The following is a 15,626-nucleotide window of genomic DNA, read 5'->3' as shown; positions in this document are numbered from 1 at the left end:
TCAGTGTGCCTCCGCCCAGTTCTGGGCAATGCCTGTTTCTACCACCAGCGGCACTTTGAGCTCTGCCGCTGCTTCCATAATTGCCTTGGCTTTGTCGGCTACAGCATGCGCCTGTTCCGCATCCACTTCAAACAGCAGTTCGTCATGGACCTGAAGCAGCATGCGTGCGCTGTTCAGCCCTGCGGCCCCCAGCGCTTCGGGCAGGCGCACCATGGCACGCTTGATAATGTCCGCAGCCCCGCCCTGAAGCGGAGCGTTAATGGCCTGCCGTTCCGCGTACTGGCGGCGGACAGCACTTTTTTCATGAATACCCGGCACGTAACAGCGCCTGCCAAACGGGGTCATGACATAGCCGTTGGCGCGGGCTTCGGCCTTGATCTGCTCCATATAATCCCGAATGCCGGGGTAGCGGGCAAAATAGGCATCTATGTAGCTTTTGGCTTCCCCTGCGGGAATACCAAGCTGTTTGCCCAGCCCAAAGGCGGAAATGCCGTAAATAATACCAAAGTTAATGGCCTTGGCGCGGCGGCGGGTCAGGGCGTCCATGCCTTCGAGCGGGATGTTGAACACTTCTGACGCTGTGCGGGCGTGGATGTCCTGCCCCAGTTCAAAGGCTTCGCGCAGGGTGGGAATGTTGGCCACATCTGCCAGTAGCCGCAGTTCGATCTGGGAATAGTCGGCCGAGATCAGCCTGCGCCCGGCAGGGGCCACAAATGCCTGACGGATGCGCGTGCCTTCTTCCGTGCGGACAGGAATGTTCTGGAGGTTCGGGTCGGAGGAGGACAGGCGGCCCGTGGTGGTAATGGCCATCTGGAACGAGGTATGGACCCGGCTTTCCTTGCTGGCCAGCTTGAGCAGGGCGTCGGTATAGGTGGATTTGAGCTTGGCGAGCTGCCGCCATTCCAGCACCCGTACCGGCAGGTCATGGCCCTGATCGGCCAGGTCCTGCAATACGGAGGAATCCGTGCTCCATGCCCCTGCCTTGCCGCGCTTGCCGCCCTTGAGCCCCATTTCGTCAAACAGGATTTCACCAAGCTGGCGGGGGGAGGCTATGTTGAATTCCCGGCCAGCGGCGGCGTAAATGCCCTGCTCCATGTTTTTCATACGACTTTCAAAGTCGGCGGAAAGGCGGGTCAGTTCCGCGCGGTCCACTGCAATGCCATTTTTTTCCATGGTGGCAAGCACCTGTATCAGCGGGCGCTCGACCTGTTCGTACAGGGCCAGCGCCCTGCTGGTGCGCAAGGTGGGGCGCAGTACATGCCACAGGCGCAGGGTAACGTCTGCATCCTCGGCGGCGTAGGTCGTGGCTTTTTCTACGGGCACATGTGCAAAGGGGATACGGTTGCGGCCCGTGCCGGTGACGCTGTCATACGTTATGGGGGTGTGGTTGAGGTGCAGGGCAGACAGTTCGTCCATGCCCTGTCCGTGCAGCCCGGCAGACTGGCTGTAGGAGATCAGCATTGTATCATCCACCGGGGCAATGCTGGTGTGGTCTATGCCTGCGTGGTCAAGCACCAGCAGGTCGAACTTGGCGTTCTGGAAAACCTTGAGAACGCTTCTGTCTTCCAGCAGCGGGCGCAGTAGCTCCAGTGCCTGCGTGGCGTCAAGCTGTTCACCGGTCAGGGCTTCCAGCGTGCCTTCGTGCCGCACGGGCACGTAGCAGGCTTTGCCGGGAGCAGTCGCAAGGGAAAAGCCCAGCATGTTCGCGGTCAGCGGGTCCAGCCCGTCGGTTTCCGTATCCACGGCGCACATGCCTGCTTCCTGAGCCATGCTGACCCATTTTTGCAGGGTCTCGGCGGTGCGCACGGTCTCGTATTCCGCATAGGGTGCGCTCAGCAGGTTGGCGGGGCCGCTGGCGGTGGCGGGAACCGGCATTGCCGGGGGCTGGCCGGGGGTATCCTGCCCGTTTGCGCTGGCATGGGCGGAGGCTCGGGCCGCGCGGTGGGCATGTGCGCCAGCAGGGCTGCCCATACCCATACGGGACATGACAGAGCGGAAGCCCATGCTGTCCAGCCAGTCGGCCAGCACCAGTGTGTCCGGCTCGCGCGTGGCCAGCTCCTCTACCGGTACGGGCAGGGGCACATCCGTTGCCAGTGTCACCAGCTGGAGCGAGAGGCGGGCTGCCTGCGCATGCTCGATCAGCATGTCCCGCTTTTTGGATTTTTTCATGTCCGGGGCGCTGGCCAGCACGTTTTCCAGCGTGCCGAATTCGTTAATCAGGGCCGAAGCCGTTTTGGGGCCAATGCCGGGCACGCCGGGCACGTTATCTGTCGGGTCACCCATAAGGGCCTGTACGTCCGCCACTTTTTCGGGCGGGACGCCAAATTTGACCTCCACTTCCGCCGGGCCAATGGGGGTCTGCTTGATGGGGTCGAGCATGCACACGCCTTGCCCGACAAGCTGCATCAGATCCTTGTCGGAGGAAATAATGGTGCAGGTGCCCCCCATTTTGCGCACGGCCACTGCGTAGGATGCGATCAGGTCGTCCGCCTCCCAGCCCGGCAATTCTATGCCGGGGACGTTAAAAGCCTGCGTGGCATCCCGGATCAGGCCGAACTGGGGGCGCAGGTCCTCGGGGGGGGCGGGGCGGTGGGCCTTGTACTGGGGGTAGAGTTCGGAGCGGAAGGTCTGGCGGCTTGCATCAAACAGCACGGCCAGATGTGTGCCCACATGGTCGCGCAGCAGGCGGGCGAGCATGTTGGTAAAGCCATAAACCGCATTGACCGGCACCCCATCGGGGCTGGTCATGGGGGGGAGGGCATGAAAAGCGCGGAAAATAAAGCCGCTGCCATCCACAAGAACCAGATGCGGCGTGTTGGTCATGGCTGGGGGAACCGTGTGCAGGGGAGGGCGGGCAAAAAAGCAAACATGTTCTGGGGATATGCCGCTTGGGCCGGTCTGTCCAGCATCTCTGCCGGGGGGCATATGCAAAAACACCCCGGTGGTGGCCGGGGTGTGTGTTCGGGGTGCCCTGATGTGGCCTTACGCCACGGTGCTGACCCAGTCATGCGGATCAGCCGCACGGCCAAACTGGATGTCGCACAGGTTCTGGCGCAGCTTTGCCGTGACCTCACCCACCTGATTGTTGTTGATGATGCAACGGTCGGTCTTGCTCTTGAACGCCCCGATGGGGGATACAACCGCCGCCGTGCCACAGGCGAACACTTCCTTGAGTTTACCGGATTTGGCATCGGCAAAAAGCTGGTCAAGGGCGTAGCGCTCTTCCTTTACGGTCATCCCTGCATCACGCGCCAGAGTCAGCAGGCTGTCACGCGTAATGCCGTGCAGAATGGTGCCTCCTTCCAGCGGGGGGGTCAGCAGGGTGCCGTCTTCAAACACCATCATCACGTTCATGCCGCCCATTTCTTCCAGCCAGCGGCGTTCTTCCGCATCCAGAAACAGAACCTGCTGGCAGTCATGGTTCTTGCCTTCCATCTGTGCGGTCAGGCTGGCGGCGTAGTTGCCGCCACATTTGGCCGTACCCGTGCCCCCGCGGGAGGCGCGCACGGTTTCGGTTTCCACCCAGACCGAAACCGGACCGGCATCCTTGGAGAAATATTCCCCCGCAGCACAGGCAATGACAATGAACTTGAACTCGGAGGCAGGTTTGACCCCAAGGGCTGCTTCCGTCGCAATCATGAAGGGGCGGATATAGAGCGTGCCCACCTCGGGTGCGGGCACCCAGTCACGGTCGATTCTGACCAGCTGGGTCACGGCTTCCAGAAACAGGTCTTCGGGCAGTTCAGCCATGGCCATGCGCTCGGCCGATTTCTGGAACCGGCGGGCATTGGCTTCGGGGCGGAAGAGCTGCACCCCGCCATCGGGGGCGCGGTAGGCCTTCATGCCTTCAAAAATTTCCTGCGCGTAGTGCAGCACGGAGGCGGCGGGGTCGAGCATGAGCGGCTGGCGGGGCAGGATTTCAGCCGAATGCCAGCCCCTGCCTTCCGTATAGGTGACAACAGCCATGTGATCGGTAAAAGCACGGCCAAAACCGGGGTTGGCGACCAGACTTTCACGCTCGGCGGCGGGGGTGCCGTCCGTTTTGCGGGTGATCTTGAAGGCAATGCTGTCAGCTACGGTGGTCATGGTATTCTCGCGTTTTCCGCGGCGCTGGTGTGGGGACCAGGGGCCTGGTTGCTCCGGTATACGGGTTTATTCTGTTGCTTCAGGCGCACCATAAGGCAGCCTGCCGGTAGTCCGGTTGGGCTCTTTCCTATCATGTTCGCCGTGTCTGTGCCAGATAGGTGCGAACCGTGGCGTATGTGGTCCGTTCCTGTGTGTTGTGCGGCCGTGGCAGGGCTTGAGCCCCACGCCAGAGTGCCAGGGCTTTTTTGCAAGGTGGTGTAACAATGCCTCATTCCCCCATCCGGCAGGGTTATGCAACGCTGCCCTCCAGCTTTTATACCCGCACGCAGCCCACCCCGGTTGCCCGGCCGGAACTGATTGCGCTGAACAGGCCTCTGGCTGCGGAACTGGGGCTGGACGCGGCATGGCTGGCCGGGCCGCAGGGCCTGGCCATGCTGGCAGGCAACCGGATGCCACAGGGTATGGACCCGCTGGCAACCGTATATGCGGGGCACCAGTTCGGCCATTTTTCCCCCCAGTTGGGTGATGGTCGCGCCCTGCTTTTAGGGGAGGTTGCGGACCGCACTGGCCATATGCGCGAAATCGCACTTAAAGGCTCCGGCCCCACGGCATATTCACGCAGTGGGGATGGACGGGCAGCCCTTGGCCCCGTTCTGCGTGAATATCTGCTGAGCGAGAGCATGGCAGCCCTTGGCATCCCCACGACCCGCGCTCTGGCTGCGGTGGCAACGGGCGAGCGCGTTTACCGTGAAACACCTTTGCCCGGTGCCATTGTGGCGCGCGTGGCGCGCAGCCATATCCGTGTCGGCACGTTCCAGTTCTTTGCCGCCCGGCAGGACACGCAGGCTTTGCGGGCACTAGCCGATTTTGTTATTGACCGGCTTTACCCGCAGGCAGCACAGGACGCGCAGCCTTATGTTGCGCTGCTGCAGGCTGTTGTGGCGGCACAGGCCACTCTTGTGGCGCAGTGGATGCTTGCCGGTTTTATTCATGGTGTCATGAATACTGACAACATGGCCGTATCGGGCGAAACCATAGACTACGGCCCCTGCGCCTTTATGGACACCTACAACCCGGCCACCGTGTTCAGCTTCATTGATAAGCGTGGGCGGTATGCCTACACCAATCAGCCCACCATGGCTCTGTGGAACCTGACCCGTTTTGCCGAGACCCTGCTCCCTCTGCTGGCGGAGGAGGACGGGCAGGCCATCAGTCTGGCCCAGCAGGCGCTGGAGGCGTTCCATCCGCATTTCCATACCGCTTATTTTGCTGGCATGCGCGCAAAGCTGGGGCTGGTGGGAGAGGATAACGCTGACGAAACCCTGTTCAAAACCCTGCTGGACCATATGGCGGCGGAAAAAATGGACATGACCAACACCTTCCGCGCTCTCAGTCATGAGGAGGCGTTGCATGGTCATGGGCTGCCAGCAGGGCTGCCAGCCAGCGCCGGTCCGTGGCTGGCCCACTGGCGTGCACGTGTGGCGCAGCAGGGAGGGGCGGACTATGCCGCCCGCGCCTGCGCCATGCAGCAGGTCAACCCGTGCTATATTCCACGCAATCACAGGGTGGAGGCCATGATTCAGGCCGCCGTAAAACAGCAGGACTACGCACCGTTCAGGGAGATGCTGCATGTGCTGGCCAACCCCTATGTGGAGCAGCCGGGCATGGCGCAGTACGCAGCCCCCCCACAGCCTGCGGAGGTGGTGCCCTATACCTATTGCGGCACATAAGCCGTTACACCACACCTGCAGTGCTGATGAAGCGTTGCCCGTCGCCCCCCGTTTCCACCCTTGCATCAATACGGTACACGGTGCGCAGGTGTGCGGGGGTTAAAACTTCCGCCGGGGGGCCATAGGCCAGAATATGGCCATTGTGCAAAAGGCAGGCCAGATCGCACTGGTTGAGCGCCATGTTCAGGTCATGCAGCACAATCAGGGTGACCAGGTTGCGCTGTGCTGTCTCGCGCCGGATCAGGGCCATAACGGTCTGCTGGTAATACGGGTCAAGCGCGCTCAGGGGTTCATCCAGCAGCAGGGCGCGGGGTTTGCGGCCAAGGGCCTGTGCCAGCCCTGCAAGCTGGCGCTGCCCGCCGGAGAGTTCATGCAGGCTTTGCGTGGCAAGGTGGGCAATGCCCACATCGGTCAGGCAGGTCATGGCGGCATCTATGTCCGCTGCCGTGCTGGTGCTGCCCTGCCTGCCCGTGGCATGGCGGGCGGCCAGCATGGCGTCCAGCACGCTCAGGCGCACGGGCTCTGGCAGGGCCTGGGGCAGGTACAGGCAGTGCTGCGCCCGTTGGGCTCGTGGCAGGGGGGTAAGGTCCATTCTATCCAGTGTTATTGTGCCTGTGGCGTGCAGCAGCCCCCCTGCGGCGCGCAGCAGGGTGGATTTGCCGCTACCATTGGGGCCAAGAACCGCACAGAGCATCCCGTGGGGGAATGGTCCTGCATCCAGCCCGGCCAGCACGGATTTGCGCCCGTACCGTGCGCTCAGGTTGCGCAGCGTTAGCCCTGTTAGCCCTGTTAGCCCTGTTGGCGCTGGGGCGGTCATGGCAGCCCTTCCCCACGGCGCAGCACGATAACCAGAAAAAACGGTATACCCACCAGTGCCGTGACAATACCCGTGGGTACCACCACGCCGGGCACCAGCACCCGTGCCACAAGGGCTGCGAGGGAGAGAATGCATGCCCCGCTCAACATGCTGGCAGGCAGGTAAAAGCGGTGGTCTTCCCCCACAAGGCGACGGGCAATATGGGGGGCCACCAGCCCGATAAAGCCAATAACCCCCACAAAGGCTACAGCCAGTGCACATAAAAGGCTTATGCGCAGCAAGGCCGCACGGCGCAGGCGGGGCACATCCACTCCAAGGCTTGCGGCCCGGTCTTCCCCCATACGCAAGGTGGTGAGCGGCCATGAAGCCCGCAGTGAAAATGGCAGGATACAGGCCAGAGCCCCGCTCAGCAGGCCAAGCGTGCCCCATGTTGCGCGGGTCAGGCTACCAAGGGTCCAGAATACCAGATTTTGCAGAGCGTCCTCGTTCGCCACAAACTGCATGAGGGCAACCAACGCCTGAAACGAAAACACAAGTGCTACCCCGCACAGGATCACCGTGCCTGTTCCGCCCTGGCGCAGTCGCACCAGTATGTCCAGCAGCCACACAGACAGGGCCGCGCAAACAAAAGCGCTCCCCGCAGTCAGCCACATGTCGGGTACATGTTCCATGTGCCAGTCCAGCACAATGGCAAGGGATGCGCCAAACGCCCCGGCGGCAGACAGGCCCAGCGTAAACGGGCTGGCTAGCGGGTTGGCCAGAATTGTCTGCATTTCTGCCCCAGCCAGCCCCAGTGCGGCCCCCACGCATGCGGCCATAAGCGCGTAGGGCAGGCGGATCTGCCAGACAATCAGGCCGGTCTGCTCATCCACCCCGGTAGGGGCAAAAACGGCACGCAGTATTGTGGCGGGGGAAAGCTCCGCAGGCCCTACTGCGCAATCCAGCAGAACAGACAGGGCCAGCACGCCTGAAAGCCCGGCCAGTACAAGGCTGCGGTGGCGCAGGGCATTCTGGTAGGTTCGTGCAATGGCGGGGTGGTGGGTCATGCCCGCACACTATCCCGCCGTATATGGCGCAGGGCAAGAGGGCATGGCGTACGGGCATGCCAAAAGATGCGTAAACCCCGTCGTGGGTTGGGCTGGTGGTTGATCCTGCTGCTTGACGCACGGCCAGCAAGCGGGCTTTGTAAGCGCAATTCCACCCAGTGAGCGTGAATGAGATAAACGGGTTTGGCACAGACAGTTCTCCCACAAGACGAAGCCGCGCCCGGCTTTGCCCCCACCCACGGTACCACACTGGCTTTTACGGTGGGCGCTGCACAGGCGGGCGAACGGGTGGACCGGTTTTTGTCCACCTGCCCCGGAGCCCCTTCGCGCTCACGCATCAAAGGGCTGATCGAGGGCGGGAATCTGTTGTGCAATGGCGTGGTGCTGCGTGAACCTGCCATGCCGGTCAGGCCCGGAATGGTGGTGGTGCTGGACCTGCCCGCCGCAGCGCCCGCCACCCCGCAGGGCGAAGCCATGGATTTTAGTATTCTGTATGAAGATGATGATCTGATCGTTCTGGACAAGCCCGCCGGGCTGGTGGTCCACCCCGCACCGGGGAACGAGACCGGTACGCTGGTCAACGGCCTGATCGCCCATTGCGGCGATAGCCTTAAAGGCATTGGCGGGGAACGCCGCCCCGGCATTGTCCATCGGCTGGATAAGGATACGTCCGGTGTTATGGTGGTTGCTAAAACGGAAAAAGCGCATCTGGCGCTCTCGGACGATTTTGCCGCCCGCCGCATAGACCGCGCCTATCTGGCATTCTGCTGGGGGGTGCCAGCCCCTGCGGAGGGGGATTACGAGGGCGCAATAGGCCGCGACAGGCGGGACCGCAAACGTATGGCGCTGGTTACGCATGGTGGTAAATGGGCCTTGACCCATTACCGCACGCTCAAGGTGTTCAGCGCATCGGCAGCCCTTGTTGCGTGCAAGCTGGCAACCGGGCGTACGCACCAGATACGGGTGCATTTTTCGGCCAATGGTCACCCGCTCATGGGGGACCCGCTTTACCTGCGGCGTGTGCCTGCTGCGGCCCGTGGCCTGCCCCCGGCGGGCAGGGGGGCCGGGCTGGACTTTCCCCGTCAGGCGCTTCATGCGGCGCGGCTGGGTTTTACCCATCCCAGAACGGGCGAAAGCCTGCTGTTTGAAACCCCGATGCCGCCCGACATGCTGGAACTGGAACAGGCCCTGAGCGACTCGTAATGGAGCAGGGAAGCTCCGAGTCAGGGTTAAAGGGGACCGCTGTGGTCTTCTAACTGTGGCAGTTTTGCTACCATGCACATCTGATTTTCTTGACATGGTGCATTTTTCAGGCGCACCCTCTTGTTCGATACCGCTCACTTTTCCGTAAAGCGGGAAGGGGCCTCTGGTCTTTGCTGCTCATACCGAGGGCAGAGGCAGGGGTCGCCATAATTTTCCATCGGGTAATGGAACTCGCCTCTGCAAGTCTGGGTGCGCCTGTAACGGAACAGGAACCAAACGCATCCGTGGGAGTTTCCATCTCAGGAAGGAGTACTCAAATCATGGCTTCCGTCATTGATGTTGGGCCTGAAGGCAATCTTTCAAGGTACCTTCAGGAAATTCGTAAATATCCCCTGCTCACGCCAGAGGAAGAACTCACCCTTTCACGCAAATGGCGCGATAAGGGCGATGTCAAGGCTGCTCATCGTCTGGTGACATCCCACCTGCGTCTGGTTGCCAAGATCGCCATGGGCTACCGGGGTTATGGTCTGCCGATCAATGAACTGATCAGCGAAGGCAATGTGGGGATGATGCAGGCCGTACGCCGCTTTGACCCCGAAAAAGGTTTCCGGCTGGCCACCTACGCCATGTGGTGGATCCGTGCCGCCATTCAGGAATACATCCTGCATAGCTGGTCTTTGGTCAAAATGGGCACAACGGCGGCTCAGAAAAAGCTGTTCTTCAACCTGCGTCGCCTTAAAGGGCAGATGCAGGCGATTGATGATGGTGACCTCCAGCCCGAACAGGTCAACAAGATTGCTACAACCCTTGGTGTATCCGAGCAGGATGTGGTGGACATGAACCGCCGCATGGCGGCACCCGACCACAGTCTGAACGCACCTCTCAAAGCGGATCAGGAAAACGAGTGGCAGGACCGTCTGGTGGACGATCAGGTTAACCAGGAAGAAGTTTACGCCGAAAACGAGGAAATGTCGGGCCGCAAGGCTTTGCTTGCCACAGCGCTCGAAACCCTGAACGAGCGTGAGCGCCGCATTTTTACCGAGCGCCGCCTTAAGGATGATCCGGCAACGCTGGAAGAACTCGCCCATGATTACGGCATTTCCCGCGAGCGGGTGCGCCAGATTGAAGTGCGCGCGTTTGAAAAAGTGCAGGAAGCCATGAAGCAGGAAGTCGCAGCCCGCCGCAACGCCACACAGGGAGAATAATTCTCCCCTGTGGGTGTTCTGCCCGCTTGATGTGCCGCCCTGTACCAGCGCAGTATCGGGGCCGTTCAGGCGCGGGCTACGTCCTGCACAAAAAATGTGGCGTCCGTGCGCCCGTTCCAGCTTTCTGCCCGTAGATAACCCGCCAGATGCAGGGCGGGACGTGTGGCGTCTTCCAGAGCTACTGCAAGCGGGTTGTTATCCGCCTTGAACAGAAGTGCCTTGAGCCTGCTGCCATTGCTGGCGCGGATCTGTACGCGCAGGGTGTTGTTGTCCCGCCCTATGCGGTCGGTGCGCACAATATGTACATTGGGCAGGGCAATCAGCGGTTCGGGGTTGCCTGCGCCAAAAGGGGCAAGGGCCGCCATGTCGGTCGCCAGTTCCGCCGTGGCTCCGCTTACGGCCACAACGGCATCTATGGTCAGGTCGACGGTGGGGGGGAGTTCCGTCGCCTGTGGCAGACGGGTATCGAGAAAAGTGTGGAACTCCGCCAGCCTGTCCGCATGGAGTGAGAAGCCCGCTGCCATGGCGTGCCCGCCCCCTGTTTTAAGCAGCCCGGCCTGACGTGCGGCAATAATAACAGTGCCAAGGTCCAGCCCGGCTACCGAGCGGCCAGAGCCTTTGATGCTCCCGTCCTCCAGTTGTGCGCCAACAAGGGCGGGGCGGTTGAAGCGTTCTTTTATGCGGCCTGCCACAATCCCCACAACGCCGGGGTGCCAGTCCCTGCCTGCGAGCAGAATAACGCCGTGGCCAGCCTCCTTCTGCTCCGCCGCCTGTTCCATGGCGCGGTCCAGAATGTCGGCTTCCACATCCTGCCTGCGGCGGTTGACGGCATCCAGCCGCTCGGCCATCTGCTTGGCTTCATGCACGTCCGGGCAGCGGAGCAGGCGCAGACCAAGCGCGGCTTCGGCTATGCGCCCGCCCGCATTAATGCGTGGCCCCAGTGCAAACCCGCACGAAAACGCATCCGGTGCTTTACTTACACCTGCAATTTCCAGCAGGGCGGCAACCCCCACACGCTGCCGGGCGGCCATGACCTTCAGCCCCTCGGCTACGAACAGGCGGTTGACCCCTTGCAGGGGCATGACGTCACACACCGTGGCCAGTGCTACAAGGTCCAGCAGGGGGCGCAGGTCGGGCTGGGGGTGGGCTGTGTTAAAAAAACCGTTCTCGCGCAGGGTGCGTCTGGTGGCGATGGTGGCCAGAAAACTCAGTGCTGCAGCGCAGATATGCCCAAGGCCGGAGGAGCAGTCCGCCCGGTTGGGGTTTACGGTGGCCAGAATGGCAGGCAGGGCATCTTCCGATTTGTGGTGGTCCAGAACGACCACATCGACCTTGCCTGCAAGCTGGTTCAGAATATCGGCAGAAGCCGTGCCACAGTCCACACAGACCAGCAGTGTGGCGCCTTGGGCGACCAGTGCTTCCAGAGCAGGCAGGTTGGGGCCATACCCCTCGGTCATGCGGTCGGGAATATGGGTCAGAACGGAGCAGCCAAGCTGCTCAAAAAAAGCGGCCAGTACGGCACTGGCGCATGCGCCGTCCACGTCATAATCGCCAAAAATACCTAGGGTTTCCCCCGCCTGTACGGCTTGCGCCATGCGAGCGGCGGCTTTGTCCATATCCGTCAGGCAGGACGGGTCGGGCATAAGGGCGCGCAGGGTGGGAGCCAGAAAATGCGGTGCATGCTCGGGGCTGACCCCGCGCATGGCCAGCAGGCGGCCCACAATTTCGGGTATGCCAAGCTGCTGGGCCAGTGCGGCCCCCAGCCGGTTGGTGGTGGGGTTGTCTGCTCCCTCCCGCCAGGACCAGCGCCGCGCGTTTACGCTGTGCTCCACATCGAGCACGGCCGGGGTGGGGGCGTGCGCCCCCTCTGCTGGTGATACGGTCTGAAGCATCCGGTTAAAAAACGCCTGTTATTGCGGTGTCCATGTTTTGGTTTTGAAGTTGTGGTGCCCTTCAATAAAGCGGGACGTGCCAGATTTGGAACGCATGACCAGTGAATGGGTAACGGCCTGATGCGGGTATTGCCGCACGCCACGCAGCAGCGCGCCGGTGGTAACCCCAGTGGCCGAGAACAGCACCGAGCCTGCCGCCATATCATGCAGGTCCAGCTTGCGGTCGGGGTTTTTGCCGGGGTTCATTTTCTGGGCGCGTTCGCGCTGGGCGTCATCTTCAAATAGCAGGCGCCCCTGCATCTGGCCTTCCACGCAGCGCACGGCGGCGGCGGTCAGCACCCCTTCGGGCGCACCGCCGGAGCCTACGTAAATATCAACCTGACTGCTATCCAGGCAGGCGGCAATGCCACCAGCCACATCGCCATCGCTCAGCAGGCGCACACGTGCACCAGCGGCGCGGGCGCGGGCGATCATTTCCTCATGCCGTTCGCGGTCGAGCGTGCACAGCAGCAGGTCCTGCACACTTTTGCCTTTGGCTCTGGCAAGGTTTTTCAGGTTGGTTTCAATCGTGTTTTCAAGGTCCACCACGCCTGCGGGCAGGTTGGGACCAACCACAATCTTGTCCATGTACACATCGGGCGCGTGCAGAAAGTTGCCACGTTCGGCCAGCGCCACCACCGTAATGGCGTTTGGCATATCCTTTGCGCACAGGTTGGTGCCTTCCAGCGGGTCCACGGCAATGTCCATGGCCGGACCGCCGGAGCCTACTTTCTCACCAATATAGAGCATGGGCGCTTCATCCATTTCGCCCTCGCCAATGACCACGGTGCCATCAATGGCCACGGTGTCAAAGGCGATGCGCATGGCTTCCACTGCGGCGCCATCTGCATCGTTCTTACGGCCGCGGCCCGTCCAGCGGGCAGAGGCAAGGGCGGCCGCTTCGGTCACGCGTACCAGCTCAAGAGCCAGATTGCGGTCGGAAACAACGAAGGGAGAGGGGCCAATGGAATCAGACATGAGAAAGAGGGATCCTTAATTACACAATTGATCGGGCGGGGCTTACGGGGCGCTTCAGGCGGCCTCGATCCGGATTACAACTGTGGAGTCTGTCACAACAGTCAAAGCGTCAATCCGGGTGACGGCATCCTGCATAGCCGCCTCGGATGTCCGATGTGTGACCAGAACAAGGGGAACATAAGGCGTGCTGTCATTTTCCGCCGGATGCTGGAGCATGCTGCGCAGTGATACGCCACAATCACGCAGAATGGCGGTAATGTCGGCAATAACACCGGGGCGGTCTTCTACCATCAGACGCAGGTAGAACGCACCTTCCCCGCTGGAAATGGGGCAGGCCCGCAGCGGGGGCCGGGTGCTGGTCTGCACGCCCCATACGGCAATGGTGTTACCACGTGCAATATCCACCAGGTCCGCCGTAACCGCACTGGCTGTGGGGCCAGCCCCGGCCCCGCGCCCTTCGATCATGATCCGGCCAACAAACTCGCCTTCCGCCACCACGGCGTTAAACACGCCATCCACCTGTGCCAGCGGAGCCTGCTGGGGCACAAGGCAGGGGGTTACGCGTGCGTGCAACCCGGCATCGGTCATGCTGGCAAGACCCAGCAGCTTGATCCGGTAGCCAAGGGCGCGGGCAAAGCTCTGGTCCACAGCACCTATGCGGCGGATGCCTTCTACGTGCACGCTGTCAAACGCTACGGGCTGGCCAAAGGCCAGACCTGCCAGAATGGTCAGCTTGTGGGCTGCGTCCAGCCCGTCCACATCGGTAGACGGGTCGGCTTCGGCGTAGCCGAGGTCCTGCGCATCCTTGAGCACGGTGGCAAAATCCTTGCCCGTCTCGCGCATGACAGTGAGGATGTAATTGCAGGTGCCGTTAAGAATGCCGCCCACACGTAGCAGGCGGTCTGCCGCCAGCCCTTCACGCACGGTTTTAATGGCGGGAATACCGCCCGCAACCGCGGCTTCAAACAGCAGAGGGGCGTTGTTGTCAGCACTCAGGCGGGCAAGGGTGGAGCCATGCAGGGCCAGCAGCGCCTTGTTGGCGGTGACCACAGGTTTGCCAGCTTTAAGGGCTGCTTCCACCAGCGTGCGGGCCGTACCTTCCGCCCCGCCGATCAGTTCCACCACCACGTCCACATCGGGGTCGTTCACCAGATCGGCGGCGTTATCGTACCAGCGCAGGGCGGACACATCCACCCCACGGTCCCGCGAGCGCTCGCGCGCACTTACGGCCACAACCTCCAGCGGGCGGCCTGCCCGTGTGCTGAGCAGGTCCGCATTGGCCCGCAGCAGCCTGATAACGCCCGCGCCAACCGTGCCGAGCCCGGCAATGCCAAGACGAAGAGGGGAAGAAGAGGAACAGGATGTCACGGTGTAACAGACTCCGGTTTTTGGGCTGGGTTGGAGGAGGGAGGGGCCTTGACGCCGTGGGCGGCCATAAAGCCCTTGATGGAACGCAGGGCCTGACGCAGGCGGTGTGTATTTTCCACCAGCCCGATGCGGACATGGTCATCACCATATTCACCAAACCCAAGGCCCGGAGCTACGGCGACCCCGGCTTCTTCAAGCAGGAGTTTGGAGAAGGCAACGCTCCCCATCTCGCGGAAAGGTTCGGGAATGGGCGCCCATGCAAACATGGAGCCTTCGGGGGAGGGCACGTCCCATCCGGCGGAATGCAGGCCCTTGATCAGAACGTCGCGCCGTTCCTTGTACAGGTTGCGCAGGTCAGCCACGCAGTCCTGCGGGCCGTTCAGCGCGGTTACGGCAGCGACCTGAATGGGGGTGAACGCCCCGTAGTCCAGGTAGGATTTAATGCGGGTGAGCGCGGAAATAAGCCGCTCGTTGCCTGCGGCAAAGCCTACGCGCCAGCCAGCCATGGAATAGGTCTTGGACAGGGAGGTAAATTCCACCGCAATGTCACGCGCTCCCGGCACGGCCAGAATGGAAGGGGGAACCAGATCGCCAAAATAGATTTCGGCGTAGGCAAGGTCGGACAGAATCCAGATTTCCTCGCGCCGGGCAAAGGCGACCAGTTCCTTGTAAAAATCCAGATCGGCCAGATACGCCGTAGGGTTGGACGGGAAGTTGACAATCAGCGCCGTCGGCTTGGGCACGGAATGGCGTACCGCACGGTCCAGTGCCCGGAGCATGTCCTCGTTCGGGGTGGCGGGGATGGAGCGCACGGACGCACCCGCAATAATAAACCCGAACTGATGAATGGGATAAGACGGGTTGGGCACCAGAATGGTGTCCCCCGGGCTGGTAATGGCGGAGGCCAGATTAGCCAGCCCTTCCTTGGAGCCAAGGGTGACAATCACTTCGCTGTCAGGGTTGAGTTTGACGTTAAAGCGCCGGTCATAATACCCCGCCACGGCCTTGCGCAGACCGGGGATGCCACGGCTGACCGAATAACGGTGCGAGCGCGGATCGTTGACCGTTTCAATCAGCTTGCTGACAATATGGGGTGGGGTGGGGGTATCGGGGTTGCCCATGCCAAGGTCAATAATATCCTCGCCCCGTGCGCGCGCTGCTGCCTTGGCCTGATTGACAGAGGCGAACACATAAGGCGGCAGGCGGCGGATGCGATGGAACTCTTCGGTCATGGACGTTGGGTGCTCTGAAAGGACAGGGGG

General features: G+C 61.8%; 11 protein-coding genes. 3 read left to right on the top strand and 8 right to left on the bottom strand.

Translation table 11 applies throughout. The features are described from left to right. A complete protein-coding gene (polA, locus tag PY793_RS11690) occupies window positions 1–2,823 on the bottom strand; it encodes a DNA polymerase I (RefSeq protein ID WP_275178192.1) in 2,823 nt (940 codons plus the stop codon). Window positions 2,824–2,982: 159 nt separating this feature from the next. Next, a complete protein-coding gene (locus tag PY793_RS11685; protein ID WP_275178191.1) occupies window positions 2,983–4,086 on the bottom strand; it encodes a branched-chain amino acid aminotransferase in 1,104 nt (367 codons plus the stop codon). Window positions 4,087–4,349: 263 nt separating this feature from the next. Between PY793_RS11685 and PY793_RS11680 the strand changes: the two genes are divergently transcribed. After that, window positions 4,350–5,816 (top strand): protein adenylyltransferase SelO, encoded by a 1,467-nt coding sequence (locus PY793_RS11680; protein ID WP_275178190.1) that lies wholly within the window; start codon window positions 4,350–4,352, stop codon window positions 5,814–5,816. Between the two features lie 4 nt (window positions 5,817–5,820). Here PY793_RS11680 and PY793_RS11675 read toward each other — a convergent pair whose 3' ends face one another. Both PY793_RS11675 and PY793_RS11670 read right to left on the bottom strand, forming a co-directional pair. Next, window positions 5,821–6,633: an ABC transporter ATP-binding protein gene (locus tag PY793_RS11675; RefSeq protein WP_275178189.1), complete on the bottom strand. Its 813-nt coding sequence runs from the start codon at window positions 6,631–6,633 to the stop codon at window positions 5,821–5,823. Next, the gene (locus tag PY793_RS11670; protein ID WP_275178188.1) at window positions 6,630–7,679 is read right to left on the bottom strand and encodes a FecCD family ABC transporter permease; all 1,050 of its coding nucleotides are present in this window, start codon (window positions 7,677–7,679) and stop codon (window positions 6,630–6,632) included. Before PY793_RS11670 ends, PY793_RS11675 begins: the two co-directional genes overlap by 4 nt. A gap of 249 nt (window positions 7,680–7,928) precedes the next feature. On the opposite strand from PY793_RS11670, the gene PY793_RS11665 reads away from it, so the two are divergent. Both PY793_RS11665 and rpoH read left to right on the top strand, forming a co-directional pair. After that, the gene (locus PY793_RS11665; protein ID WP_275178252.1) at window positions 7,929–8,882 is read left to right on the top strand and encodes an RluA family pseudouridine synthase; all 954 of its coding nucleotides are present in this window, start codon (window positions 7,929–7,931) and stop codon (window positions 8,880–8,882) included. Between the two features lie 320 nt (window positions 8,883–9,202). Further along, a complete protein-coding gene (gene rpoH / locus PY793_RS11660) occupies window positions 9,203–10,087 on the top strand; it encodes an RNA polymerase sigma factor RpoH (RefSeq protein WP_275178187.1) in 885 nt (294 codons plus the stop codon). A gap of 65 nt (window positions 10,088–10,152) precedes the next feature. Here the strand turns inward: rpoH and recJ are convergent, their stop codons facing one another. The 4 genes from recJ to PY793_RS11640 are packed head-to-tail and all read right to left on the bottom strand — an operon-like array spanning window position 10,153 to window position 15,596. Further along, on the bottom strand, window positions 10,153–11,979 hold the full coding sequence (gene recJ, locus PY793_RS11655; protein ID WP_275178186.1) for a single-stranded-DNA-specific exonuclease RecJ: 1,827 nt from the start codon (window positions 11,977–11,979) through the stop codon (window positions 10,153–10,155). Window positions 11,980–11,997: 18 nt separating this feature from the next. Then, on the bottom strand, window positions 11,998–12,996 hold the full coding sequence (glpX, locus tag PY793_RS11650; RefSeq protein WP_275178185.1) for a class II fructose-bisphosphatase: 999 nt from the start codon (window positions 12,994–12,996) through the stop codon (window positions 11,998–12,000). Window positions 12,997–13,050: 54 nt separating this feature from the next. Continuing rightward, on the bottom strand, window positions 13,051–14,364 hold the full coding sequence (locus PY793_RS11645; RefSeq protein ID WP_275178184.1) for a homoserine dehydrogenase: 1,314 nt from the start codon (window positions 14,362–14,364) through the stop codon (window positions 13,051–13,053). Then, on the bottom strand, window positions 14,361–15,596 hold the full coding sequence (locus PY793_RS11640; protein ID WP_275178183.1) for an LL-diaminopimelate aminotransferase: 1,236 nt from the start codon (window positions 15,594–15,596) through the stop codon (window positions 14,361–14,363). Before PY793_RS11640 ends, PY793_RS11645 begins: the two co-directional genes overlap by 4 nt. Window positions 15,597–15,626: the final 30 nt, after the last annotated feature.

Source organism: Acetobacter fabarum (genome assembly GCF_029069195.1).
GTDB classification, from domain to species: Bacteria; Pseudomonadota; Alphaproteobacteria; order Acetobacterales; family Acetobacteraceae; genus Acetobacter; species Acetobacter fabarum_A.
The sequence above is the reverse complement of the archived record's forward strand: the minus strand, read 5'-3'. Positions and strand labels throughout refer to the sequence as shown.